This is a genomic window from Rhodococcus sp. P-2, from assembly GCF_016598535.1.
Classification (GTDB): Bacteria; Actinomycetota; Actinomycetes; order Mycobacteriales; family Mycobacteriaceae; genus Rhodococcus_F; species Rhodococcus_F baikonurensis.
On the sequence record NZ_CP066779.1, the window covers coordinates 5029622 to 5054782 of the forward strand.

Consider the following 25161-nt stretch of genomic DNA (forward strand, 5'->3'; position numbering starts at 1 on the left):
TCTGGGCATCGGTAGTCGTATGGTGCCTACATGGTTACGTGGGAACAGGTTGTAGTACTGGGTTCGGCTCTTCCCTCCGTGGAGGAGTCGACCTCGTACAACACCCCGGCACTCAAGGTGGCAGGCAAGACTTTTGCGCGGCTCCGCACCGAAGCGGAGGGTGCCTTGGTCGTGATGTGCGGTCTGGACGAGAAGGAGGCGCTACTCGCCAGTGGTGAGGCGCCCTTCTTCACCACGGATCACTATCACGGTCACGGCTCGATCCTCGTGCACCTCGAACTGATCGACGAGGTACAACTTGCGGAGATGCTCGAAGATGCGTGGCGGATCAAGGCACCCGCCAAGGTGCGCAAGCTGCGGAGTGTCGTGAAGAACTGACCAGGGCGCACCAGCCCCGTGGTGCATGCGCGGTCGGCGATGAGACACAGCTAAACTCGGCGTCGTGGCTTCCCCGATGATTGCACCGTCCATTCTGTCCGCAGATTTCGCTCGACTCGCCGATGAAGCGACTGCCGTGTCCGGCTCCGACTGGCTTCACGTCGACGTGATGGACGCGCATTTCGTTCCCAATCTCACGCTGGGTCTGCCGGTGGTCGAGAGTCTGCTGAAGGCGACGGACATTCCGCTCGACTGCCACCTCATGATCGAGAACCCGGAGCGCTGGGCGCCGCCGTACGCCGAGGCCGGCGCGTACAACGTCACGTTCCACGCCGAGGCCACCGACGACCCGCGTTCGGTTGCCCGCGATATTCGTGCGGCCGGTGCCAAGGCGGGGCTGAGCATCAAGCCTGGAACCCCGATCGACGACTACCTCGAAATCCTCAAGGACTTCGACACACTCCTGATCATGAGCGTCGAACCTGGATTCGGTGGTCAGTCCTTCATGCCGCAGGTGCTCGACAAGGCACGTGCAGTTCGCAAGCTCGTCGATTCGGGTGAGCTGACGCTCCTCGTCGAAATCGACGGCGGAATCAACGCTTCCACGATCGAGCAGGCCGCCGAAGCAGGGATCGACTGCTTCGTCGCCGGTTCGGCGGTGTACGGAGCGAGTGATCCCGGTGAGGCCGTGCGCAAGCTCCGCGCGCAGGCCGCCTCGGCGTCGCCGCACCTGACGCTGTCGGTCTGAGCCGCTCGATGGCAAAAGGTGGACAGGCGTCGACGGCTGATCTCGACGCCGCGATGCAGATTGCGCTTGCTGCAGCTGATTCCGCGCGCGGATTCACCAGCCCCAACCCGCCGGTCGGCGCGGTCATCCTCGCTGCCGACGGCACCATCGCGGGCGTCGGAATGACGCAACCTCCCGGTGGACCGCACGCGGAGGTCGTGGCTCTCGACGAGGCCGGCGATGCGGCACGTGGCGGAACGGCAGTGGTGACACTGGAACCGTGCAATCACCAGGGACGAACCGGCCCCTGCTCGCAGGCATTGATCGACGCCGGAGTTTCGGCGGTTGTCTACGCCGTCGGTGATCCCAATCCGGAAGCCTCCGGGGGTGCAGCGACGCTCATGCGAGCCGGAATCAGCGTCACGGCCGGACTGCGAGCACCCGAGGTGGAAGCAGGTCCACTGCGAGCCTGGCTGCACAAACAGCGCACCGGTCGCCCGCACATCACGTGGAAGTACGCGGCCAGTCTGGACGGACGCAGTGCGGCCGAGGACGGAACGAGTCAGTGGATCACCGGCCCGCAGGCGAGAGCGCGCGTCCATGCGCAGCGGGCGCAGATCGATGCGATCGTGGTCGGCACCGGCACCGTGTTCGCCGACGATCCGTGGCTGACGGCGCGTCAGCCCACGGGCGAGCTCGCGGCGCACCAGCCTGTGCGCGTCGTCGTCGGGAAGCGTGAAATACCGTCGACTGCAAGCATTCTCGACGACACCGCGCCGACTCTGGTACTCAACACCGACAACATCGCCGAAGTGGTCGAGGCGTTGGGGGAGTACACGGACGTACTTCTCGAGGGTGGGCCCCGCCTGGCCGGAGCATTCCTCGCCGCCGGATATGTCGACGTGATCGAGGCGTACATCGCTCCGATACTGCTCGGCGCGGGCGCTTCCGCACTCGTCGACGCCGGAGTGCACACCATCACCGACGCCCACCGATTCCGTTTGGAGTCCGCGGTAACGATCGGTCCCGATATTTTGTTGAGTCTGGTTCCGGAGAGTTCTGCTCCGGGGAACGAGGAGTAGGGCGCGTGTTCACAGGAATTGTGGAAGAACTCGGCGAAATCGTCGCCAAGGAAGAACTGGTCGATGCTGCACGCTTCACGGTGCGCGGGCCACTGGTCACCTCCGACGCCGGTCACGGTGATTCGATCGCGGTGAACGGTGTGTGCCTGACGGTGGTCGACGTGCTTGCCGACGGTTCGTTCACCGCAGACGTCATGCAGGAAACGTTGAATCGCTCGAGCCTGGCGAAGTTGGATGTCGGCTCTCGCGTCAACCTCGAGCGTGCCGCGGCGCTGAACAGCCGACTCGGCGGCCACCTGGTTCAAGGGCACGTCGACGGAACAGGCCATGTCATCTCCCGCTCGCCGTCCGAGAACTGGGAGGTAGTGCGGATCGCACTGCCGGAGTCCATTTCCCGTTATGTCGTGGAGAAGGGTTCGATCACCGTCGACGGAGTCTCGCTCACGGTCTCCGCGCTGGGCGGCGACCGCGGGTTCGAGTACTTCGAGATCTCGCTGATCCCGACAACGCTGGAGTTGACGACACTCGGTACCGCTGTGGTCGGTACTCCGGTCAACCTCGAGGTGGACGTGATCGCGAAGTACGTCGAGCGGCTTCACTCTGCCGGTCGGTAGGACCAGGCTGATCGGACCCGTCCGATTGGTCGTAGGGTTGTCAGTGCATCCGTCGGATGCACTCGTTGTATTCGATGATGTGAATAGTCAAGACTTTGGAGTGCGAGCACGTGACCAGGTTCGACAGTATCGAGCGCGCAGTAGCAGATATCGCTGCAGGTAAAGCTGTTGTCGTCGTGGACGACGAGGATCGTGAGAACGAAGGCGATCTCATCTTCGCCGCCGAGAAGGCCACCCCGGAACTGGTGGCGTTCATGGTTCGCTACACCTCCGGCTACCTGTGCGTGCCGCTCGACGGTGACGATTGCGATCGGTTGGGCCTGCCCCCGATGTACGCCACCAACCAGGACAAGCACGGCACCGCGTACACGGTGACCGTCGACGCCCGTGAAGGAATCGGTACCGGTATCTCGGCGTCGGACCGCGCTGCGACGATGCGTCTGCTCGCCAACCCCGAATCCGGTGCCAACGATTTCACTCGTCCCGGCCACGTCGTTCCGCTCCGCGCGAAGGAAGGCGGAGTACTGCGTCGTCCTGGCCACACGGAAGCTGCAGTCGACCTCGCCCGCATGGCGGACCTGCGTCCCGCCGGCGTCATCTGCGAAATCGTCAGCCAGAAGGACGAAGGCGCGATGGCTCAGACCGACGAGCTGCGAGTCTTCGCCGACGAACACAACCTTGCTCTCATCTCGATCGCCGACCTCATCGCGTGGCGTCGCAAGCACGAGAAGCACGTGCTGCGCATCGCCGAGGCCCGCATCCCCACCCGCCACGGTGAGTTCACTGCTGTCGGCTACACGAGCATCTACGACGAGGTCGAGCATGTTGCGCTGGTGCGCGGCGACATCGCAGGCCCCGACGGCGACGGTAGCGACGTACTCGTCCGCGTTCACTCCGAGTGCCTCACCGGCGACGTCTTCGGTTCGCTGCGGTGCGATTGCGGCCCGCAGCTCGACGCCGCACTGGACATGGTCGCGCAGGAAGGCCGCGGCGTTGTCCTGTACATGCGCGGACACGAGGGTCGTGGCATCGGTCTCATGCACAAGTTGCAGGCCTACCAGCTCCAGGACGCCGGTTCGGACACCGTCGACGCCAATCTCGAACTCGGACTTCCGGCCGACGCCCGTGACTACGGCATCGGTGCGCAGATCCTCGTCGATCTGGGAATCTCGTCGATGCGTCTGCTGACCAACAACCCGGCCAAGCGTGTGGGTCTGGACGGCTACGGCCTGCAGATCACCGATCGCGTTCCGATGCCGCTGCGCGCGAACGCCGAAAACCTCACCTACCTGCGCACCAAGCGCGACCGGATGGGTCACGATCTGATCGGACTGGACGAGTACGAGGCGAACCAGAACACCGCACAGCCGGGAACCGCACTGTGAGCGGCGAAGGTCAGCCGCAGCTCGCGATCGCCGAAGCGAAGGATCTGAAGCTGGCGATCGTTGCCGGGCAGTGGCACGCGACGATCTCCGAGGCCCTGATTGCCGGCGCGCAGCGCGTCGCGCAGGAGGCACAGATCAAGGACGTGACACTGGTCCGTGTCGCCGGTGCGATCGAACTGCCCGTCGTCGCGCAGGCATTGGCTCGCACTCACGACGCCGTCGTCGCTCTGGGCGTCGTCATCCGCGGCGGCACGCCGCACTTCGAGTACGTGTGCGACGCGGTCACTGCCGGTCTCACACGCGTCTCGCTCGACGAAAGCACTCCGGTGGGTAACGGTGTCCTGACCACCGACACCGAGCAGCAGGCTCTTGACCGGTCAGGGCTGCCGGGTAGCCTCGAGGACAAGGGCGCACAGGCCTGCGCCGCCGCACTGGACACCGCAGTGACCCTGCGCCACCTCCGAGCACCATGGACCGAGGATTCGTTTCGATGAGTACACCCGGCGACAACGAGAACTGGGAACTGATTGCGTCACCGCGTAAGTCCACGCGGTACGCGATCGGAGTTGCGGTACTCCTGGTGATCGTTCACGTCACACTGGCACTCCTGCTCCGTCAGGGGTCCACCGGCGTGTACTTCCGTGCCGCGGACCAACTTGCGATGGCAGGCATCGGCACCATTCTGGCTCTCGGTGTGCTGATGTTGACGCGGCCGCGGGTCAAGGTGGGCAAGCAGGGAATCGCCGTCCGAAACATCCTGGGTGAGAAGATCGTCGACTGGGATCTGTTCGAGGGACTCTCGTTCCCCGACGGTGCCGCCTGGGCACGCATCGAATTGCCCGACGACGAGTACATGGCCGTGATGGCGATCCAGTCCAACGACCGCGAGTACGCCGTCGACACGGTCGGTAAGTTCCGCGAACTGGCCGACCGCTACGCACCGGTCGCGCACAAGAGCAACTGACGTCTTCCGACCGGTTCGGTGCCCGCATCCTGCGCGTTTCCGAGTCGGTCGGTGGCGGCGACTAACCTGAAACCGTGCCGGATCCCTCGACTTACCGCCCCGCCACCGGAACCATTCCGGCTGCGCCGGGCGTCTACAAATTTCGCGATCCGCATGGTCGGGTCATCTACGTCGGAAAGGCGAAAAGCCTCCGTTCACGTTTGAACTCGTACTTCGCGGACGTCACGACACTTCATCCCCGTACGCGGCAGATGGTGACCACCGCCGGCAGCGTCGAGTGGACCGTCGTCAGTACCGAAGTCGAAGCGCTTCAGCTCGAGTACAACTGGATCAAGGAATTCGATCCGCGGTTCAACGTGCGGTACCGCGACGACAAGACGTATCCGGTTCTCGCCGTGACGCTCAACGAAGAGTTCCCGAGGCTGTTCGTCTACCGCGGTCCGCGGCGCAAAGGTGTCCGCTACTTCGGTCCCTACTCTCATGCGTGGGCCATCCGCGAAACCCTCGATCTGCTGCTGCGAGTATTTCCCGCGCGAACGTGCTCGTCCGGAGTCTTCAAACGGCACAACCAGATCGGTCGTCCGTGTCTGCTCGGCTACATCGACAAGTGCTCGGCGCCCTGCGTCGGGCGAGTCAGCGCCGAGGAGCATCGACAGATCGTCGAAGATTTCTGCGACTTCCTCGCCGGCCGCACCGACAAGCTGGTCAAAGATCTCGAGAAGCGCATGCAGCAGGCTTCCGAGGATCTCGACTTCGAGACCGCGGCCCGTCTGCGTGACGACATCGGAGCCTTGCGCAAGGCGCTCGAGAAGCAGGCAGTCGTACTCGGTGACGGCACCGACGCTGATCTCGTCGCCTTTGCCGCCGATGATCTCGAGGCCGCCGTTCAGGTGTTCCACGTGCGCGGCGGACGCGTGCGGGGTCAGCGTGGATGGGTCGTGGAGAAGGCAGGTGACGCCATCGACTGGGCCGCACTCGACGCCGAGTCCGACCTGCCGATCCTGGTCGAACAGTTCCTCACCCAGTTCTACGGTGAGCAGGCGGCACTCGACCCGGGAGCGGGCTCCGAGGCCGGGATCAGCGCCGTTCCCAAGGAAGTTCTCGTGCCGGTCCTACCGGCAAACGCGACCGAGATCCAGGCGTGGCTGAGCAAGCTTCGGGGATCACAAGTGCAACTGCGGGTTCCGCAACGCGGAGACAAGAAAGACCTCGCCGAAACGGTCCAGAGAAACGCGAAAGAAGCTCTGGCGCAGCACAAGCTCAAGCGCGCCGGCGATTTCACTTCACGCTCCGCGGCGCTGCAGGGCATCCAGGAAGCACTGGACCTGGACTCGGCTCCACTACGAATCGAGTGCATCGACATCAGTCACGTCCAAGGAACCGACGTCGTGGCGTCACTGGTCGTGTTCGAGGACGGGCTCCCGCGTAAGTCGGACTACCGGCATTACGCGATCAAGGAAGCAGCCGGCGACGGTCACTCCGACGACGTGGCGAGTATCGCCGAGATCACCCGCAGGCGGTTCCTGCGACACAACCGCGACCTGGGCGTTCTCGCCGCGTCAGCGTCGACCATGGACGCGGACGGTGGGGATCTCGCTCCCGAAGCGGCGATCGACCCGGCGACGGGCAGGCCTCGGCGGTTCGCCTATCCACCCAATCTGTTCGTCGTGGACGGCGGCGCCCCTCAGGTCACGGCGGCAGCGGCGGTCCTCGACGAGCTGGGGGTCACCGACGTCGCGGTAGTCGGATTGGCCAAGCGACTCGAAGAGGTATGGGTACCGGGGGAAGAAGATCCGGTGATCCTTCCCCGAACGAGCGAGTCGTTGTACCTACTGCAACGCATCCGAGACGAAGCTCACCGATTCGCGATCACGTTCCATCGCAGCAAACGCTCGAGGCGGATGACGGCTTCGGCGCTGGACTCGGTCAAGGGGCTCGGTGAAACTCGTCGTACCGCTCTGGTGGCGCACTTCGGTTCCGTGGCAAAGCTGAAAACGGCAACGGTCGAGGAGATCATGCAGGTCCCTGGTATCGGTGAGACCACCGCCACAGCGGTTCTGGCCGCACTCGGAACGGATTCGGCCGCAGCCGATACGGGGGCTGAAGCTCGCGCGCTGCCCGCGCCGGTAGGGGATGATGAGCTGGACAAGGAATCCGAATCGTCTGTTACGTCTGCTGACGCGCCCAGCGCCGAATCCGGTAGCGGTGACGAGGGCTCCGAGTCGCGAGAATTGTCCATGCCGACGACGGGGCCGAGTGCACAGTGACTACCGACAGCGCCAAAGACAGTCGAACGATGGATTTCCTGCTGGTGACGGGATTGTCCGGAGCAGGTTTGAGTACCGCTGCCAAGGTGCTCGAGGACCTCGGCTGGTATGTCGCGGACAATTTGCCACCTGAGCTCATATCCCGAATGGTTGGTCTGAGCTTGACCTCCGATCCGCCGGTCGATCGTCTTGCCGTCGTGATCGACGTGCGGAGTCGACTCTTCACCGGCGACCTCGGTTGGGTGCTCACCGAACTCGAAGCGGAACCGATCCACACCCGGGTGCTCTACCTCGAAGCGTCGGACGACGTGTTGATCCGACGGTTCGAACAGGTACGCCGCAGCCATCCCTTGCAGAACGACGGCATCGACGGCACGTTGTCCGAAGGCATCGCAGCCGAGCGTCGCCAGCTGGCTGTGGTGAAGGCAGCCGCAGATCTGGTCATCGACACGTCTGCGCTGAAGGCGCATCAGCTGCGTCAGAAGATCGAAACCGCATTCGGAAACGACGCCAACCGCACGATGAAGGTGACGGTCCAGTCGTTCGGCTTCAAGTACGGCCTGCCGATGGACGCCGATCTCGTCTGTGACGTTCGATTCCTGCCCAATCCCCACTGGATCCCCGAACTTCGTCCGCACACCGGTCAGGATGCCGACGTCCGTGATTACGTGTTGTCCCGCGAGGGTGCGGAAGACTATCTCGACACCTACCGGCATCTGGTGGATTTGACCATCGCCGGATATCGACGAGAAGGAAAGCGCTACATGACAATTGCAGTCGGGTGCACCGGCGGTAAGCACCGAAGCGTGGCCATGTCGGAAGCTCTCGCGAGGCGTTTGGGTTCCGAGGAAGACATCTCCGTCAGCATCGTGCACCGGGATCTGGGGCGCGAATGAGTGAACCTACACAGCGCACGTCTTCCGATCCGGCGTTTGTCGCGCTTGGCGGCGGCCACGGATTGTTCGCCACCCTCCAGGCCGTCAGACGCCTGACGGTCGACGTCACCGCAGTGGTCACCGTCGCTGACGACGGTGGTTCCTCGGGTCGGCTGCGCGCCGAACTCGGCGTCATCCCGCCCGGTGACCTCCGGATGGCGCTCGCGGCTCTCGCGTCGGACGAACCCGAGATCGTCGACTGGACGCGGACCATCCAGCATCGCTTCGGCGGTGTCGGCGCACTTGCCGGGCATTCGGTGGGCAATCTCATCCTGGCCGGCCTCACCGAGGTGCTCGGCGATCCGGTCGTCGCGCTCGACGAGATGGCGCGACTGCTGCGAATCCGTGGCCGTGTGCTGCCGATGTCGCCGATCGCGCTCGAGATCGAAGCCGACGTTCAAGGACTCGAAGAGGACCCCCGCGTCAGCCGCTGCATTCGTGGACAGGTCGCCGTCGCGACCACGCCGGGCAAGGTGCGGCGTGTGAGACTGCTCCCGTCCAATCCGCCCGCGTGCCCCGACGCAGTAACTGCGATCGATCGTGCCGATCTCGTGGTGCTCGGTCCGGGATCGTGGTTCTCGAGCGTGATCCCGCACGTCCTGGTACCCGAACTCGTCGAATCACTGTCGTCAACGAAGGCTCGAAAGGTGCTGGTGCTCAATCTCGCCCCCGAGCCGGGGGAGACCGCCGGATTCTCCGCAGAGCGTCACCTGCACGTACTCTCCCAACACGTGCCCGATTTCCGGGTCGACTACGTGGTGGTCGACTCGGCGTCGGTACCGGCCGGGCGTGAACGTGAACATCTGCAGCGTGCGGCGGATCAATTTTCAGCCGAAGTCAGGTACGCGGATGTCGCGGACACCTCACCGGGCGCAGCGCATGTACACGATCCGGCAAAACTGGCCGATGTACTGGCTGAACTGTCGAGCGGTGCGGCAGTAGGGGATTCGACACAGCAGTCCCTGCAAGAACAGCAGTCCGAGAAAGAACAGAGGGAGAACGCTTCGTGGCAATGACAGCGGAGGTCAAGGACGAACTGAGCCGGTTAGTGGTGACTCAGGTCAGCTGCCGCAAGGCAGAGGTCTCCGCGTTGCTGCGCTTTGCCGGTGGACTCCACATCGTCGGCGGCCGGGTGGTCGTCGAGGCAGAGGTGGATCTGGGCTCCACGGCGCGACGTCTGCGCCGGGAGATCTTCGACCTGTTCACCTACAGCGCCGACGTTCACGTACTCAGCGCGGGCGGGCTGCGTAAGTCCGCTCGCTACATCGTGCGCGTGGCGAAGGAAGGCGAGGCGCTGGCCCGCCAGACAGGATTGCTCGATCTTCGCGGACGCCCGGTCCGCGGCTTGCCCGCGCAGGTGGTCGGCGGAAGTGTCGGCGACGCCGAAGCGGCGTGGCGCGGAGCGTTCCTCGCCCATGGTTCCCTGACCGAACCCGGCCGTTCGTCGGCGCTCGAAGTGAGCTGCCCGGGCCCGGAAGCCGCACTTGCTCTGGTCGGTGCTGCGCGGCGTCTCGGGATTTCGGCGAAGGCACGGGAGGTGCGCGGAACGGATCGTGTGGTGATCCGTGACGGTGAGGCCATCGGCGATCTCCTGACTCGAATGGGAGCACAGGACACGCGTCTGGTGTGGGAGGAGCGACGGATGCGACGCGAGGTCCGCGCCACTGCCAATCGCCTCGCCAACTTCGACGACGCCAACCTGCGACGCTCGGCCCGCGCCGCCGTCGCAGCCGCTGCACGCGTCGAGCGTGCGTTGGAGATCCTCGGCGAGGACGTGCCCGATCACCTCGCGGCGGCGGGCGCTCTGCGCGTCGAGCATCGACAGGCGTCCCTCGAAGAACTCGGCCAGTTGGCGGACCCGCCGATGACCAAGGACGCCGTCGCCGGACGTATCCGTCGCCTGCTGTCCATGGCTGATCGCAAGGCGAAAGAAACGGGCATACCCGACACCGAATCCGCAGTGAACGTGGAGCTACTCGAAGAGGGGTGACCTGCCCTCCGTCAGGGTGGGCTGCGCACGTTCGGGCCACGCGCATTAGGGTATGAGTCACATCGACCGATGAACCCCACGTCCGCGTCGTGCACACACGGATTCGGAGTATGCGTGGGTCAAGTTGCACACCAGAATCATGGTCAAAGGAGCGAATTGTGACTGTCCGGGTTGGCGTAAACGGTTTCGGCCGTATCGGACGTAACTTCTTCAGGGCGGTGGATGCGCAGAAGGCGCTCGGAACCACCGATATCGAGATCGTGGCAGTCAACGACCTGACTGACAACGCGACGCTCGCTCACCTGCTGAAGTACGACTCCATCCTCGGCCGTTTGCCGTACGACGTGTCGCTCGACGGTGACGACACGATCGTTGTCGGCGATCAGCGCATCAAGGCCCTCGCACACCGCGGCCCGTTGAACGAACTTCCCTGGGGCGAGCTGGGCGTCGACGTCGTCGTCGAGTCCACCGGTATCTTCACCGACGCCGCAAAGGCCAAGGGACACCTCGAAGCCGGCGCCAAGAAGGTCATCATCTCGGCTCCGGCCAAGGGTGAAGACATCACCATCGTCATGGGCGTCAACGACGACAAGTACGACGGCAGCCAGAACATCATCTCCAACGCGTCGTGCACCACCAACTGCCTCGGCCCCATCGCCAAGGTTCTCGACGACGAGTTCGGCATCGTCAAGGGTCTGATGACCACGATCCACGCGTACACCCAGGATCAGAACCTGCAGGACGCACCGCACGCAGACCTCCGTCGCGCCCGCGCAGCCGCCCTCAACATCGTTCCCACCGGCACCGGTGCAGCCAAGGCCATCGGCCTGGTTCTCCCGCAGCTGCTCGGCAAGCTCGACGGCTACGCACTGCGCGTGCCGATCCCCACGGGCTCGGTCACCGACCTCACCGCGAACCTGAAGAAGTCGGCCACTGCCGACGAGATCAACGCCGCGATGAAGGCTGCTGCCGAAGGACCCCTCAAGGGCATCCTCAAGTACACCGACGCACCGATCGTCTCTTCGGACATCGTCACCGACCCGCACTCTTCGATCTTCGACTCGGGTCTGACGAAGGTCATCGACGACCAGGTCAAGATCGTTTCCTGGTACGACAACGAGTGGGGCTACTCCAACCGCCTCGCCGACCTCATCGGCCTCGTCGCCAAGTCTCTCTGAGCGGAGTTTCGATAACAGTGGCAGTTCAGACGCTGAAGGATCTGCTGGACGCTGGGGTCGAGGGGCGCACCGTACTGGTGCGTTCCGACCTCAACGTCCCGTTGGATGGCGGAGAAATCACGGACCCGGGCCGCATCGTCGCGTCCGCTCCCACCCTGCGGGCTCTTGCCGAGGGTGGAGCGAAGGTCATCGTGACCGCGCACCTCGGGCGCCCAGACGGTCAGCCCGATCCCAAGTTCTCCCTCGCACCGGTTGCCGCGAAGTTGGCCGAAATCCTCGGTCGCAACGTGCAACTCGCCGGTGACGTCGTGGGACAGGACGCGCTGGCTCGTTCCGAAGGACTCACCGATGGTGACGTCCTGATGCTCGAGAACATCCGTTTCGACCCTCGCGAGACCAGCAAGGACGAAGCCGAGCGGGTCAAGCTCGCCAAAGCTCTCGTCGAGCTGGTCGGTGACGACGGCGCATTCGTCTCCGACGGATTCGGTGTTGTTCACCGTAAGCAGGCGTCGGTCTTCGACGTCGCGAAGCTGCTCCCGCACTACGCGGGCTACCTGGTCGGCGCCGAGGTCGAGGTGCTCGCCAAGCTCACGCAGGACGCAGCGCGTCCGTACGCAGTGGTGCTCGGCGGCTCCAAGGTCTCGGACAAGCTGGCCGTCATCGAGGCACTGGCACCGAAGGTCGACACTCTGGTGATCGGCGGCGGAATGTTCTACACGTTCCTCGCAGCTCAGGGTGTCTCCGTGGGCAATTCGCTGTGCGAAGAGTCCATGATCGAGACCTGCAAGGATCTCCTCGACCGGTACGCCGACGTCATCCACATTCCTCAGGATGTCGTTGTCGCGGACTCCTTCTCGGCCGATGCCGAGTCGAAGATCGTTCCGTTCGACAAGATTCCCGACGGCTGGATGGGTCTGGACATCGGACCGGAGTCGGTCAAGCGCTTTGCCGCGATCCTGACCGGCGCCAAGACGGTGTTCTGGAACGGCCCGATGGGCGTGTTCGAGTTCCCGAAGTTCGAGGCAGGCACCCGCGGTGTCGCCGAGGCAATCGTGGAGGCAACCGAGAAGGGCGCCTTCAGCGTCGTCGGCGGCGGCGACTCCGCAGCAGCCGTTCGTCAGCTCGGTATCCCGGACGAGGGCTTCTCGCACATTTCCACCGGTGGTGGCGCTTCCCTCGAGTACCTCGAGGGCAAAGAGCTGCCCGGCATCGCAGTACTGGAAGGCTGATCCGACATGGCACGTAAGCCGTTGATCGCCGGCAACTGGAAGATGAATCTGAACCACCTCGAGGCCATCGCCCTGGTGCAGAAGATCGCATTCTCCTTGCCTGCGAAGTACTTCGACAAAGTGGATGTCACGGTCATCCCGCCGTTCACCGACATCCGTAGCGTCCAGACGCTGATCGAGGGCGACAAGCTCCTCCTCACGTACGGCGCGCAGGATGTCTCGGCTCAGGACTCGGGTGCGTTCACGGGCGAGATCAGCGGCTCCATGCTGGCCAAGCTCGGTTGCACCTTCGTCGTGGTAGGTCACTCCGAGCGTCGCACCCTTCACGGTGAGACCAACGAGACCGTCCTCGCCAAGACCAAGGCTGCTCTCAAGAACGGCCTCACACCGATCGTGTGCATCGGTGAAGGCCTCGAGATCCGCGAAGCAGGCGATCACGTCGCCTACAACGTCGACCAGCTCAAGGGTTCGTTGGCGGGCCTGAGCGCGGAGGAGATCTCCAAGATCGTCATCGCGTACGAGCCTGTCTGGGCCATCGGCACCGGCCGTGTCGCTTCTGCCGCCGATGCACAGGAAGTGTGCGCTGCGGTACGAGCAACAGTTGCCGAACTTGCCGACGCCGAGGTCGCGGCCGGCGTTCGCGTTCTGTACGGCGGCAGCGTCAGCTCCAAGAACGTCGGAGAGATCGTCGGCCAGACCGACGTCGACGGCGCTCTTGTCGGCGGCGCGTCGCTCAAGGCTGACGAGTTCGCGACACTGTCTGCGATCGCGGCAGGCGGTCCACTCCCGTGATGTGATCGGGCAGTGAGCTGAAACTGCAGGACTCAAACTGCGGGCGTGTGACCGAGTAGGTCACACGCCCGCAGTTTTTGATTTGCCGGATTCAGCTGACGAGTTTGGATTCCAACGTTGTGATCAGTTCCGGAGCAAGCTCCAACCCTGAGGTCAGATAGTTCTCGACGGTCCCGTAGTGGTGCTCCACCTGTTCGAAGGCGGCATCCAGGTAACGTGCGTCGACGGAGAGCAGCAACCGGATCACCTCGCCCTTGTCGGTATCTGTGGCGTCGGCGATCTTCGCGACCGTCGCATCGATGTACCCGGCCGAGTACGTATTCGTGAGCAGGTAGTCCGCCATGATCGTTTCTCGCGGTACTCCGGCGAGTGTCTGCAGTAGCGCTGCCGCCCAGCCTGTTCGGTCCTTGCCTGCAGTGCAGTGGAAGAGTTGCGGCCCTGCGGTAGTCGCCAGGGCGGCGAACAACTGCGAGAATCCGTTACGTGTGACGGGGTCTACGACGAAGCTGCGATTGATGTTCTGCATGAAAGTTGTTGCAGCGTCAGCTGTTCGGATTGCCATCGCTTCGGCGTGGATGTTGCCGGACAGGATGGGAATGTGCGCGTACATCGCCGGCACGGGCACGATGTCGGGAGTTTCGCTCGCTTCGGTTTCGGATCGCACGTCGTAGACGGCGGTCAGCCCCAGTGATTCCACGATTGCAAGATCGTCGGGCGAGGGCGTGAGCACGTTGGCGCGGTAGAAGACGCCGCGGCTCATCGCCTGTCCGCTGGTCGTCACGTATCCGGGGCCGGCCACGTCGCGGAAGTTGTGAATCGAAGCCAGACGCGGTGTGTCAGGCAAGGAAGTGTCAGGCAGGGTTGCGTCGGAGAACATGGAGCGGGCCTTTCGGAGGTAGAGTCGCGTCTACTGAGAAACTACTGAATCGGTATCTCGACCGTGTGATCGATGCCACTGACCAAGAGTTGTGCCTGGCCGGGAGCAAAGTCATGCGCAAGGTGGGTATGTGGTCAGGTTATCTGTGCGCGCCTGTATGGTGTTATCGGTTGTAGTTGTCCCTATTGGATTGGTGGACGTAGACAGACATGAAACTGTTCCTGGATATCCTGCTGGTCGTCACCAGCTTGCTCCTCATCGCCTTGGTGCTCCTGCACCGCGGTAAGGGCGGCGGTTTGTCGAGTCTGTTCGGTGGCGGTGTCCAGTCCAGCCTGTCCGGATCGACTGTTGTCGAGAAGAACCTCGACCGGTTGACTGTTTTCACCGCGTTGATCTGGCTCATCTCGATCGTCGGCATCGGCCTGGAGATCAAGTTCGCCTGATTCTCGGCACATGACTTACAGCCGGTAGTTCGTCACACACGAATTTCAGACACGGAACCCCGCCTATCGAGCGGGGTTCTTTGTTTCGGTCGATAATTGTGTGATGACTGAAACCGCGTCGCATCGAGAAACACCGCGAGAGGCCACCGAGCCGCTGCGCGAAGACATCCGGCTTCTCGGCGGAATACTCGGACAAATAGTGCGAGAGCAAGCCGGCGACCATGTGTTCGATCTGGTCGAGCGAGCCCGCGTCGAGTCGTTTCGTGTCCGTCGGTCGGAGATCGACCGCGCCGAACTGGTTTCGCTGTTCGCCGAAATCAGTACGGACGACGCCATTCCCGTCATCCGGGCGTTCAGTCACTTCGCACTGCTCGCCAACCTGGCCGAGGACATCCACCGCGAGCGTCGACGGGCCATCCACGTCAACGCGGGTGAACCGCCCCGCGACAGCACTCTCGCGGCCACGTACACCAAACTTGATGCAGCCGATATCGACTCGGCCACCGTCGAAGAGGCACTGCGGGGCGCCCTGGTCTCGCCCGTCATCACCGCTCACCCGACTGAGACTCGACGCCGCACGGTGTTCGAGACGCAGAGTCGGATCACCGAGTTGATGCGATACCGCGAGCGCACGGTGCTGAGCGTCGCCGAAACCGCTGACGTCGATCTGCAATTGCGCCGTCAGATCCTCACCCTGTGGCAGACGGCTCTGATCCGGCTCAGCCGCCTCCGTATTCAGGATGAAATCGAGGTAGGCCTGCGTTACTACGACGCGGCGTTGTTCGAGGTGATTCCGAAGATCAATGCGGAGGTCCGCAAAGCTCTGCGCACGCGTTGGCCGGACGCCGGACTTCTGCCGCAACCGATCCTGAGGCCGGGTTCGTGGATCGGCGGTGACCGCGACGGCAACCCGTACGTGACCGGCGAAATCGTCCAGCGCGCCACGTCGCGCGCCGCGGCAACTGCTCTCGAGCACCATCTCGAGGAACTCGAACATCTCGAGCGTGAACTGTCGATGTCGGCGCGCTTGGTGTCCGTCACCCCCGAACTGGATCTGCTGGCGTCCACCTCCGGCGACGATTCCGCCTTCCGGGCCGATGAGCCCTACCGTCGCGCCATTCGCGGTATCCGCGGGCGATTGAGCGCCACTGCATTGTCCGTGCTGGGGGAGTTGCCCGCCCACGGCTCCGATGACGGTCTCGAGGCGTATACCGATCCGGCACAGTTGCAGCGGGATCTCGGCATCATCGACACCTCGCTGCGTCGTTTCGGCGACGAGACCATCGCCGACGATCGACTCGATCGGCTCCGAGAAGCGGTGGAGGTGTTCGGATTTCACCTGTCCGGTCTGGACATGCGGCAGAACTCCGAGGTCCACGAAAGCGTCGTCGCAGAACTTCTGGCGTGGGCCGGAGTTCACCCGGACTACGCGTCGTTGCCGGAAGCCGATCGAGTCGAATTGCTGTCGGCCGAGTTGACGACACGGCGACCGCTGACTTCACCGGACGCCGAGTTCAGCGAATTGACCACCAAGGAACTGGCGATCATGGCGGCCGGAGCCAAGGCAGTGCGGGTTCTCGGAGCGGGCGCAGTACCCAACTACATCATCAGCATGTGCACCTCGGTCAGTGACATGCTCGAAGCTGCGGTGCTGCTCAAAGAGGTCGGGGTGCTCGATCCGGGCGTCGGTAGCGAACCCTCCTGCCCGATCGGCATCGTCCCGCTGTTCGAGACGATCGAGGATCTGCAGGGCGGCGCCGACACGCTAATGGCGACTCTGGACATCCCGATCTATCGCGCCATCGTCCGATCTCGCGGTGACAGTCAGGAAGTGATGCTCGGGTACTCCGACTCGAACAAGGACGGCGGGTATCTCGCCGCCAACTGGGCGCTGTACCGTGCCGAACTCGACCTCGTCGATGCCGCGCGCAAGAGCGGAATAAGGTTGAGGCTCTTCCACGGCCGCGGCGGAACCGTGGGACGTGGCGGCGGACCGAGCTACGAAGCGATTCTCGCGCAGCCTCCCGGTGCAGTCGCCGGTTCTCTGCGCATCACCGAGCAGGGTGAGGTGATTGCGGCCAAGTACGCCGAACCGCGCCTGGCGCATCGCAACCTCGAAACACTCATCGCCGCGACTATCGAGTCGACGTTGCTCGACGTCGAAGGACTTGGCAGCGACGCCGATGCGGCCTACGCGGTGTTGGACGAGTTGGCGGCCCTCGCTCGTGCGGCGTACAGCGAATTGGTGCACGACACAACAGGATTCGTGCAGTACTTCGAAGCGTCGACACCGGTCGCCGAGATCGGGGCACTCAACATCGGTTCTCGCCCGGCCTCTCGCAAGCAGACGAAGGCGATCTCCGACCTGCGTGCCATTCCCTGGGTGCTCTCGTGGAGTCAGTCTCGCGTGATGCTTCCGGGGTGGTACGGCACCGGCGCCGCGTTCGAACGATGGATCGACGGGGACGACACTCGGCTCGCCACGTTGACGGCCCTGTACGAGAAGTGGCCGTTCTTCCGAACCGTGCTCTCGAACATGGCCATGGTGATGTCGAAGTCGGATCTCGGTTTGGCGGCCCGTTACGCGGACCTCGTGCCCGACGCCGAACTACGCGATCGAGTCTTCGGAATGATCACCGACGAGCACGAACGCACGATTCGCATGTACAAGGCGATCACGGGCAACGAGAACCTCTTCGCCGACAATTCGGGACTCGAGCGTTCGGTCCACAATCGGTTCCCGTACCTCGAACCTCTCAACCATCTACAGGTCGAGCTGATCCGCCGGTACCGTTCCGGCGACGAGAGCGATCAGGTGCGTCGAGGGATCCAGCTGACGATGAACGGCCTGGCCACCGCACTTCGTAACAGTGGCTAGGTGTAACAGCGGCAGGTTCTGCAGGTTTACCGAGGTGTGCGTGCGGCGACTCTAGAGCCGTCGCACGCACACCTACCGCTGCGCGCAGGACCGAACGGGGACCGCAGTGGATCTGCAATTGAACGGACGAACTGCCGTGGTCACCGGCGCGGGAAAAGGCATCGGGTTGGCCGTCACGCGCGCACTGGTAGACGAGGGTGTTCACGTAGTTGCCGGTTCTCGGTCTCTCTCGCCGGAACTCGAATCGCTGCAGTCCGGCGGCGCCGTCACCTTTGTCGGCGTCGATCTCGCGAGTGCCGAAGGATCAACCCGGCTTCTCGAGGTTGCAGCAGCTAGGGGAGGCGTCGACATTCTGGTCAACAACGTCGGCGCCGTCACCCCGCGAACGAGCGGCTTCGCGGCCATCACAGACGAAGAGTGGGCGTCGTCGTTCAATCTGACGTTCTTGTCGGCTGTACGCACAGTTCGCGCTGCGCTGCCGCAGTTGATCGGCCGAGGTGGCGGGAGCATCGTGACGATCAGTTCGGTCAACGCGTTCTTGCCTGACCCCACCGTGGTCGACTACAGCGCCGCGAAAGCGGCGTTGACCAACTTCTCGAAGTCGTTGTCGAAAGAACTCGGCGGGAAGGGGATTCGCGTCAATACCGTCAGCCCTGGTCCGGTGCAGACGGAGTTGTGGCTCGGCGAGCACGGAGTGGCCTCGACGCTGGCGAAGGCGAATGGTTCAGCCGCCGACGATATCGTCGACAGTGCCGCCGCCGGCGCCGAGACGGGCCGATTCACTTTTCCCGAAGAGGTAGCGGACCTGGTGTTGTTCCTCGTCAGCGATCGCGCGGGGAACGTGACGGGTGCGGATTTCGTGATCGACGGCGGGTTGATCAAGACCTTGTGATCATTGCTGCCTGGAACCTGATCATGTGCGCGACGGTCGACGAGGTGATGCACAGGATCACGGCGGACGCGATGACCACCCACAGTCCCCACCCGATGGATGGTCCGGCGGTGTGCCCTGCAGCCTCGGTACTACGCCGCACAATGGAGGCGGCGTTTCCGACGGCAACGATCAGGACAGCGATTCCCACCAGCGGTCCCGTGCAGTGATTCTTCATCTCGGGGGTGACGTCTCGAACCATGAGGGCGATCAGCGCGGTCACCGCGCACAGGGCGAGGGCGAGAGTGATCACTCCGCATTCGTCGATACCACTGTGGTCGAGGGCGGAGGACGACGTCCACGGGCCGAGGCTTCCGGCGACGATCCCGGCGCACGCCCACAGCGATCCGATGAGGCTAGGTCCGAAACGATCGGGCATGAGCGAGGGAACCGCGTGGGTCGTCGGCCTCTGAAACCCGAAGGCGCGTTGGTGATCCGGCTGATTGGGTGTGAACGTCACGCGACGGACCACCTTTCCTCCGCGCCGTCGAGGCGCCCAATCCGATGCTTTTCCGGAGTCTAAGGGCCGCCCAGTTCACTTTTGCCGAATCGACCGAAATTGCTCGAGGCGGCACTACCGGTCAGTGAACGAAGTCCAGAGCTTCCTTGATCCACGCATCGAACTCGACGTTCGAACTCGTACCCGTTCGGTCGACCACGATCCATCCCTTGCTCATCGGCTTACCCCGCATCTCGGGCCAACTCGCACCTTTGTGCGTCAGGAGCTCGTCGACTCGATCGGGGTCGCAGCGAACCATGATGTTTCCGTGTGAGTTCGCGCTGGCGGCCAGCTTCCCGTTGACCATGAAACTCAGGCCACCGAACATCTTGACTTCTTCGACGTCGTCCTCGCCCGAGAGCGCGTCGCGGATACGCTCGGCCAGCGCTTTGTCGTATGCCATGGAGGCCTCCTGGGGGTGGAGTTCCAGGTTAGATCAGGTGGCGCAGGTACGTCTGCGGGTCGTGCAGGAATCGCTGCCAGTTCGAGACGAGGTCGAGGTCCTCCCAGGCTGCACTCCTGATTCCCCATTCGCCGATCTCGAGCAGATTGGCGTTCGGCAGCGCCGCGATGATCGGCGAGTGCGTCGCGATCAACGCCTGCGCGCCGGATTCCACCAGCTCGCCAAGCAACGCGGCCAGCGTCAAAGTTCCTTGGAAGGAGAGTGCGGCATCGGGTTCGTCGATGAGATAGAAGCCACCGTCTGAGGTCCTCGACGACAGGATCTCGAGCAGCGCCTCACCGTGGGAGAGGTGATGGTAAAGCGGTTCAGGCCGCCTGGGATTGGGGTTGTCCTCCAAATACGTGTACAGCCCGTGCAATGTTTCGTCTCGGAGGTAGTACGCCCACTTCGATGCGCCGGGACTCCGCTCGACCACAAGGTCGAGGCCGCCCGGTTCACTCGATCGAGTCTGATGCCGCGTATTGGTCGACCCGCCTTCGGCATTGAGACCGAGAACGGCGGCAAGAATTTCGATGACGGTCGACTTTCCCGCTCCGTTTTCGCCGACCAGAATGGTGACACCCGGTGGAAGTTCGAGACCGTCCTGAACGATCTGCGCAACAGCGGGTACCGTCATCGGCCAGCTGCCTACGTCAGCGCCTGACGATGTCCCGGCTTTGATGTGTCGGATGGGTTGTCTCTGCACGGCCATACGCTCTCACAAGGCTCCGACGGGAACTGGGGCTAGTGGCGCTGCGCGAGCAATTCGACGATTCGGGCCACGAGGTCGAGAGGGATCGGTTTGTTCAGCGGGAACTTCACCGTTGATTTCGCAGCCCGGTACGGGTCGACGGACTTCTCGAACTCTGCATCACCTGCCGGGAGCGGGTACATCGAGATGTGGTGTTTCCAGCCTGCGAAGTGAACCAGGTTCTTCCCGTTCACTCTCATGGTGGGCATCTGATAGCTGATGGTTTCATCGAGGCCGGGAACGGTGTTGTGGATCGTCTCGCGAATGCTCTCGAGGACTCGTTGCTCGTCGGCGGGAAACGACGCAATGTATTGGTCGATCGTCGCGAATTCGGCCATGAACGGATCTTAATCACAGTCGGATTCAGTTGGCTCGCCAAAAATCCGGTCGGCTGCCGTCGGTGTCGGTGAACCCGTATTCCGTTCCGAGTTCGCCTGAACTGACCGATCGCTGATTCCATCGCTTCCGATTCGGATCGGCGGCGAGGGCGGCGATCGCACGTCCGATGAATCTTGGTGACTCGGAGCGGGCAAAATCCGCAGGCGCAGTCGGACCATCTCGAACCGGCAACAAAGCGTCACGCCAATTCGATTCGCCGACACCGAAACTGTCGAGCATCATCTCTGATCGCAGGAACCCGGGAGTGATGGCGACGGCAGTACAGCCGAACGGGGCAAGTTCGTGGCCTTGCGAAAATGCGAGCCTGTTCACGGACACCTTCGCCAAGTCGTAGAACACCGAGATGCGATAGTTCGACGCGTTGTATTCGGTAGTGCCGTCGGTTATCTCGGCGACGAGTCCGCCTGGCCGATCGATCATCAGCGGCAGGAGGTGATGCGACGTGGTGATGTGGGTGTCGATCGCCAGACGCAAGATGTGAAAGCCCTTGTCCAGATCGAGTTCCCATACCGGCGTGTTCCACTCCGCCGGCCCACCCTTGAGCAGTTCCGCGCCCCAGATGTCATTGACCAAGATGTCGACATGTTGATAGTCAGCACGCAAGGGTTCGGCGAGATCTGCCACTTGCGTGCTCTCGAGATGATCGACGGCAATCGGCACGCCGACGCCGCCGAGTTCGGTGACCAGCTCTGCCGTCTCCTCGATGGTTTCGCCGCGCGGATAGTCCGACTGAAGTATTCCGGCAGATGTGCTCCGGCCAGTGCAGATGACGGTTGCACCGGCCTCGCCCAAGGCTGCGGCGATCCCGCGTCCGGCGCCCCTCGTCGCCCCGGCAACAACAGCAACTCGCCCGCGAAGTGCGTCCGGATTCGGTGTCCACGACATTGTTCGATTGTTCTCGCCTGGATTGCTTCGTTCAAGAGCGAGGGCGATCAGCGGAACCGAACCGTACTCCGCGGCGTCCAAGGAAGTAATTGTTCGAAGAACGAGACAGGGAGAGAAATGAATCGTTGTGTGGGGCAGAGTGCCCGTTGGAGAAGTGGAATTTCGGGATTGAGTTCAGTTGCATCCAAAGGGAATTCGCCTCTGATCCGGACTCGTCTTGTAGTCGGGACTTGCCACTGTGAGAACACCCTCGATGCACCTCCGGGCCGGGAATCGCCTGAAGACGATTCCCGGCCCGGTGTGAAATCAGATCCGTGAAATCAGATTACGGAAGCTGCGAGGCGGCGTCCGTGTCGAGGAACCAACGTGTCGCAACCAAACCGGTGGCACCGGCTGACGGCCAGTCTTCGGCGGAAGCACCTCCGACGGCTTCGGCAACGGCCTCGGCCTTTGCAGCGCCGGAGACGAGTAGCCAGACCTCTTTGGCTCGCCGAACAGCAGGCAGCGTCAGCGTGATACGAACCGGCGGCGGCTTGGGGGAGTCCGTCACCGCGACGACGAAACGCGCTTCTTCGCGAACAGCATCGGTGTGCGGGAACAGTGAGTTGACGTGCCCTTCGCCGCCCATACCGAGCAGGTGCACGTCGAACGTCGGAACCTGATTGCCGTGCGCCTGAGCACCTAGCAGTTGTTCGTACGCCGTCGCCGCACCGTGGGGATCACCGTCGTAGATACCGTCGGATGCAGCCATCGGGTGCACCCGGTCGGGATCGACCGCGACGTGATCGAGGAGTGCCTCACGTGCCTGCACTTCGTTCCGCTCGGGATCGCCGGACGGCAGGAACCGCTCGTCGCCCCAGTACAGATCGATCTGCGACCAGTCGATGTCGCCGGGAGCCGCACGCAACTTCTCGAGAAGTGCGATGCCGGTTCCGCCGCCGGTCAGAACGATGGACGCGACTCCGCGAGCTTTCTGGGCGTCGACGATGGTCGTGACCAGGCGTGCGGCAGCAGCATCGACCAGTTTGCCTGCGTCGGAAAACTTCTCTACGACAACTTCACTCATAGGTCACCTTCTCCAGTCCTGCCAGCGCTTCTTCGTAGATCTCGTCGGGATCGAGTCGACGCAATTCCTCGGCGAGGCAATCGCGTGTCTCTCGGCGCCCCAGAGAAACCAACGCGTCAGGCTGACCGGTGCGGATCAAGGTTGCAGTCGTTCCCTCCTGCGGACGACTGATGGAGATGCTGCGGGTCTCGAGCTTCAACTCGACCGTCAGCTCACCCGTACGCCGGATGACCGGACCGTCGATCTTGGCTGCCAGCCAACCGGCGAGAATATCCAGTGCCGGTTCGGTTTTGAGACCGGAGACCACTGCGGAGGTGATCTTCTCGTGCGGCGGCTGATCGAGAGCCGACGCGAGCAGAGCGCGCCAATAGGTGACGCGACTCCAGGCGAGATCGGTGTCACCGGCGGTGTACGACGCGAGTCGACCCTTGATGGTGGCAGTCGGATCGGGCGCGCCGGTTGCATCGGTGATACGCCGTATCGCGAGCCTCCCGACAGGATCCTTGGCCGGAATCTCAGGTGCCTCGAGGGGCCACCAGGCAACAACCGGTGTGTCGGGAAGCAGGAACGGGATCACGACGCTGCTCTCGTGATCGGCCAACGGACCGTAGAGGCGCAGCACCACGACCTCCGAGGCGCCGGCGTCTCCGCCGACACGGATCTGAGCGTCGAGTCGAGGCTCACTCTGCTCGTCACCACGCAGAAGCACGATGACGCGGCAAGGGTGCTCTCGGCTTGCCTCGTTGGCAGCCTCGATGGCTTCCTCGGCGTTCCCGGTGTCCCTGGTGCAGACGACGAGCGTCAACACTCGCCCCAAGGTGACAGCGCCGCCGGTCTTGCGGACCTCGACCAGTTTTTTGCTGACCTGGACCGTGGTGGTGGACGGCAAATCGAGAATCACTAGGGTCGCCTCCATTCGCGTCCGGTGCGTTGCATCATTTCGTCCGCAGACGGGGGTCCCCACGTTCCGGCCTCGTAGGGTTCCGGCTTGGCGCCGGCTGCCCAGTGTTCGAGGACGGGATCGAGGATCTCCCAAGACAATTCGACTTCGGCATTGACCGGGAAGAGAGACGGCTCGCCGAGCAACACGTCGAGGATGAGTCGCTCGTACGCTTCCGGTGACGACTCGGTGAAAGCCTGACCGTACGAGAAGTCCATGTTGACGTCACGGACTTCCATGCTCGATCCGGGGACCTTCGAACCGAACCGCATGGTGACGCCCTCGTCGGGCTGCACCCGGATGACTAGAGCGTTCTGGCCGAGGTCTTCGGTCATCGTCTTGTCGAACGGCAGGTGCGGTGCACGTTTGAACACCACCGCGATCTCGGTGACGCGACGGCCGAGTCGTTTGCCGGTACGTAGGTAGAACGGCACACCCGCCCAGCGGCGGGTGTCGACCTCGAGGGTGATGGCGGCAAAGGTCTCCGTGATGGAGTCCGCTGCGAAGCCGTCTTCTTCGAGAAGCCCGACCACGGGCAGCCCACCCTGCCAGCCGCCCGCGTACTGACCGCGGGCGGTGGTCTCGTCGAGGGGCTCGGCGAGGCGAGTAGCGGAGAGGACCTTGATCTTCTCCGCCTGCAAGTTGAGCGGCTCGAAGCTGATGGGTTCTTCCATCGCCGTGAACGCGAGCAACTGCAGCAGGTGATTCTGGATCACGTCGCGGGCTGCGCCGATGCCGTCGTAGTACCCGGCACGGCCACCGAGGCCGATGTCCTCGGCCATCGTGATCTGGACGTGGTCGACGTAATGCGCGTTCCAGATCGGATCGAACAACTGGTTCGCGAAGCGCAGAGCCAGGATGTTCTGGACGGTTTCCTTGCCGAGGTAGTGGTCGATACGGAAGACCGTGTCCTCGGGGAACACCTTGTTGACGACGGCGTTCAGTTCGCGAGCGCTCTCGAGGTCGTGACCGAACGGCTTCTCGATGACGACTCGCCGCCACTGACCGTCCTCGGCCTGCGCGAGGCCCGACGCCGACAGCTGCTCGAGCACCTGAGGAAACGCGTTGGGCGGAATCGCAAGGTAGAAACCGTGATTGCCGCCGATGCCACGCTCGTTGTCGAGCGTGGCCAACGTGTCGGACAGGTTCTGGAAGGCCTCGGCCTCGTCGAAACTGCCCTCCACGAACCGGATGCCTTCGGCGAGCCGCTCCCACACGTCCTGACGGAACTTGGTGCGAGCGCCGTCCTTGACTGCTTCGAGGACGACGTTCGCGAAGTCCTCGTCCGTCCAGTCACGCCGGGCGAACCCGACCAGAGCGAATCCGGGCGGCAACAGTCCACGGTTGGCGAGGTCGTAGATGGCGGGCATGAGCTTGCGCCTGGCAAGGTCGCCGGTAACACCGAAAATCACCAGGGCGCAGGGCCCCGCAATGTGCGGAAGCCGTTTGTCGGTGCTGTCCCGAAGGGGATTCACCCAATCTGATGCCGCCGCGGAATCGCTCACAGGC

General features: G+C 63.3%; 26 protein-coding genes. 17 read left to right on the forward strand and 9 right to left on the reverse strand.

Going from position 1 to position 25161, the window contains the following annotated elements; all coding sequences use genetic code 11:
- Window positions 1-30 precede the first annotated feature (30 nt).
- The 14 genes from I7X09_RS23585 to tpiA all read left to right on the forward strand — a co-directional run bounded on the left by I7X09_RS23585 (window position 31) and on the right by tpiA (window position 13541).
- Window positions 31-378 carry an MmcQ/YjbR family DNA-binding protein gene (locus I7X09_RS23585; RefSeq protein WP_095970197.1) on the forward strand — a complete coding sequence of 116 codons (348 nt, stop codon included), beginning with the start codon at window positions 31-33 and terminating at the stop codon, window positions 376-378.
- Between the two features lie 64 nt (window positions 379-442).
- Window positions 443-1126, forward strand: a complete 684-nt coding sequence (rpe, locus tag I7X09_RS23590) for a ribulose-phosphate 3-epimerase (protein WP_019748384.1) — start codon at window positions 443-445, stop codon at window positions 1124-1126.
- An 8-nt stretch (window positions 1127-1134) separates the two neighbouring features.
- Entirely contained in the window at window positions 1135-2187 is a 1053-nt protein-coding gene (gene ribD, locus I7X09_RS23595) for a bifunctional diaminohydroxyphosphoribosylaminopyrimidine deaminase/5-amino-6-(5-phosphoribosylamino)uracil reductase RibD (RefSeq protein WP_095970195.1), read from the forward strand.
- 5 nt (window positions 2188-2192) lie between these two features.
- The gene (locus tag I7X09_RS23600; RefSeq protein WP_166810216.1) at window positions 2193-2801 is read left to right on the forward strand and encodes a riboflavin synthase; all 609 of its coding nucleotides are present in this window, start codon (window positions 2193-2195) and stop codon (window positions 2799-2801) included.
- A 110-nt stretch (window positions 2802-2911) separates the two neighbouring features.
- The gene (locus I7X09_RS23605; protein ID WP_003944833.1) at window positions 2912-4186 is read left to right on the forward strand and encodes a bifunctional 3,4-dihydroxy-2-butanone-4-phosphate synthase/GTP cyclohydrolase II; all 1275 of its coding nucleotides are present in this window, start codon (window positions 2912-2914) and stop codon (window positions 4184-4186) included.
- Window positions 4183-4680 carry a 6,7-dimethyl-8-ribityllumazine synthase gene (gene ribH, locus I7X09_RS23610; protein WP_200313948.1) on the forward strand — a complete coding sequence of 166 codons (498 nt, stop codon included), beginning with the start codon at window positions 4183-4185 and terminating at the stop codon, window positions 4678-4680. The genes I7X09_RS23605 and ribH overlap by 4 nt, the downstream gene beginning before the upstream one ends.
- Window positions 4677-5150 carry a PH domain-containing protein gene (locus I7X09_RS23615; protein ID WP_007727982.1) on the forward strand — a complete coding sequence of 158 codons (474 nt, stop codon included), beginning with the start codon at window positions 4677-4679 and terminating at the stop codon, window positions 5148-5150. Before ribH ends, I7X09_RS23615 begins: the two co-directional genes overlap by 4 nt.
- A gap of 74 nt (window positions 5151-5224) precedes the next feature.
- Window positions 5225-7417: an excinuclease ABC subunit UvrC gene (gene uvrC / locus I7X09_RS23620; RefSeq protein WP_095970194.1), complete on the forward strand. Its 2193-nt coding sequence runs from the start codon at window positions 5225-5227 to the stop codon at window positions 7415-7417.
- Window positions 7414-8313 (forward strand): RNase adapter RapZ, encoded by a 900-nt coding sequence (gene rapZ, locus I7X09_RS23625; protein ID WP_172436543.1) that lies wholly within the window; start codon window positions 7414-7416, stop codon window positions 8311-8313. The genes uvrC and rapZ overlap by 4 nt, the downstream gene beginning before the upstream one ends.
- A complete protein-coding gene (locus tag I7X09_RS23630) occupies window positions 8310-9368 on the forward strand; it encodes a gluconeogenesis factor YvcK family protein (protein ID WP_200313950.1) in 1059 nt (352 codons plus the stop codon). Before rapZ ends, I7X09_RS23630 begins: the two co-directional genes overlap by 4 nt.
- Window positions 9365-10342 carry a DNA-binding protein WhiA gene (whiA, locus tag I7X09_RS23635; RefSeq protein WP_021344225.1) on the forward strand — a complete coding sequence of 326 codons (978 nt, stop codon included), beginning with the start codon at window positions 9365-9367 and terminating at the stop codon, window positions 10340-10342. The genes I7X09_RS23630 and whiA overlap by 4 nt, the downstream gene beginning before the upstream one ends.
- Before the next feature lie 158 nt (window positions 10343-10500).
- A complete protein-coding gene (gene gap, locus I7X09_RS23640) occupies window positions 10501-11520 on the forward strand; it encodes a type I glyceraldehyde-3-phosphate dehydrogenase (protein ID WP_003944851.1) in 1020 nt (339 codons plus the stop codon).
- Window positions 11521-11537: 17 nt separating this feature from the next.
- Complete coding sequence (locus I7X09_RS23645) at window positions 11538-12749, forward strand: phosphoglycerate kinase (RefSeq protein WP_003944901.1); 1212 nt, start codon at window positions 11538-11540, stop codon at window positions 12747-12749.
- A 6-nt stretch (window positions 12750-12755) separates the two neighbouring features.
- Window positions 12756-13541 (forward strand): triose-phosphate isomerase, encoded by a 786-nt coding sequence (gene tpiA / locus I7X09_RS23650; protein ID WP_019748390.1) that lies wholly within the window; start codon window positions 12756-12758, stop codon window positions 13539-13541.
- Window positions 13542-13632: 91 nt separating this feature from the next.
- Here tpiA and I7X09_RS23655 read toward each other — a convergent pair whose 3' ends face one another.
- Entirely contained in the window at window positions 13633-14418 is a 786-nt protein-coding gene (locus tag I7X09_RS23655; protein ID WP_200313952.1) for a tyrosine-protein phosphatase, read from the reverse strand.
- 209 nt (window positions 14419-14627) lie between these two features.
- On the opposite strand from I7X09_RS23655, the gene secG reads away from it, so the two are divergent.
- From secG to I7X09_RS23670, 3 genes are all read left to right on the forward strand, one after another.
- Window positions 14628-14861, forward strand: a complete 234-nt coding sequence (gene secG, locus I7X09_RS23660) for a preprotein translocase subunit SecG (RefSeq protein ID WP_095970190.1) — start codon at window positions 14628-14630, stop codon at window positions 14859-14861.
- Between the two features lie 103 nt (window positions 14862-14964).
- On the forward strand, window positions 14965-17739 hold the full coding sequence (gene ppc, locus I7X09_RS23665) for a phosphoenolpyruvate carboxylase (protein ID WP_200313954.1): 2775 nt from the start codon (window positions 14965-14967) through the stop codon (window positions 17737-17739).
- Window positions 17740-17845: 106 nt separating this feature from the next.
- Window positions 17846-18631: an oxidoreductase gene (locus I7X09_RS23670; protein WP_200313956.1), complete on the forward strand. Its 786-nt coding sequence runs from the start codon at window positions 17846-17848 to the stop codon at window positions 18629-18631.
- On the opposite strand, the gene I7X09_RS23675 is transcribed toward I7X09_RS23670, so the two are convergent.
- From I7X09_RS23675 to zwf, 8 genes are all read right to left on the reverse strand, one after another.
- A complete protein-coding gene (locus tag I7X09_RS23675; RefSeq protein WP_234036693.1) occupies window positions 18618-19130 on the reverse strand; it encodes a hypothetical protein in 513 nt (170 codons plus the stop codon). The genes I7X09_RS23670 and I7X09_RS23675 overlap by 14 nt on opposite strands.
- Before the next feature lie 121 nt (window positions 19131-19251).
- Window positions 19252-19572 (reverse strand): TfoX/Sxy family protein, encoded by a 321-nt coding sequence (locus tag I7X09_RS23680; RefSeq protein WP_166810212.1) that lies wholly within the window; start codon window positions 19570-19572, stop codon window positions 19252-19254.
- A gap of 28 nt (window positions 19573-19600) precedes the next feature.
- Window positions 19601-20248, reverse strand: a complete 648-nt coding sequence (locus I7X09_RS23685; RefSeq protein WP_234036694.1) for an AAA family ATPase — start codon at window positions 20246-20248, stop codon at window positions 19601-19603.
- 107 nt (window positions 20249-20355) lie between these two features.
- A complete protein-coding gene (locus I7X09_RS23690) occupies window positions 20356-20700 on the reverse strand; it encodes an iron chaperone (protein WP_166810211.1) in 345 nt (114 codons plus the stop codon).
- Between the two features lie 25 nt (window positions 20701-20725).
- Window positions 20726-21646, reverse strand: coding sequence for an SDR family oxidoreductase (locus I7X09_RS23695; RefSeq protein WP_200313962.1), 921 nt, complete (start codon window positions 21644-21646; stop codon window positions 20726-20728).
- Between the two features lie 325 nt (window positions 21647-21971).
- Entirely contained in the window at window positions 21972-22712 is a 741-nt protein-coding gene (pgl, locus tag I7X09_RS23700; RefSeq protein WP_095970183.1) for a 6-phosphogluconolactonase, read from the reverse strand.
- Window positions 22705-23613 carry a glucose-6-phosphate dehydrogenase assembly protein OpcA gene (gene opcA, locus I7X09_RS23705; protein WP_095970270.1) on the reverse strand — a complete coding sequence of 303 codons (909 nt, stop codon included), beginning with the start codon at window positions 23611-23613 and terminating at the stop codon, window positions 22705-22707. Before opcA ends, pgl begins: the two co-directional genes overlap by 8 nt.
- On the reverse strand, window positions 23613-25157 hold the full coding sequence (gene zwf, locus I7X09_RS23710) for a glucose-6-phosphate dehydrogenase (protein ID WP_200313964.1): 1545 nt from the start codon (window positions 25155-25157) through the stop codon (window positions 23613-23615). The genes opcA and zwf overlap by 1 nt, the downstream gene beginning before the upstream one ends.
- Window positions 25158-25161 lie beyond the last annotated feature (4 nt).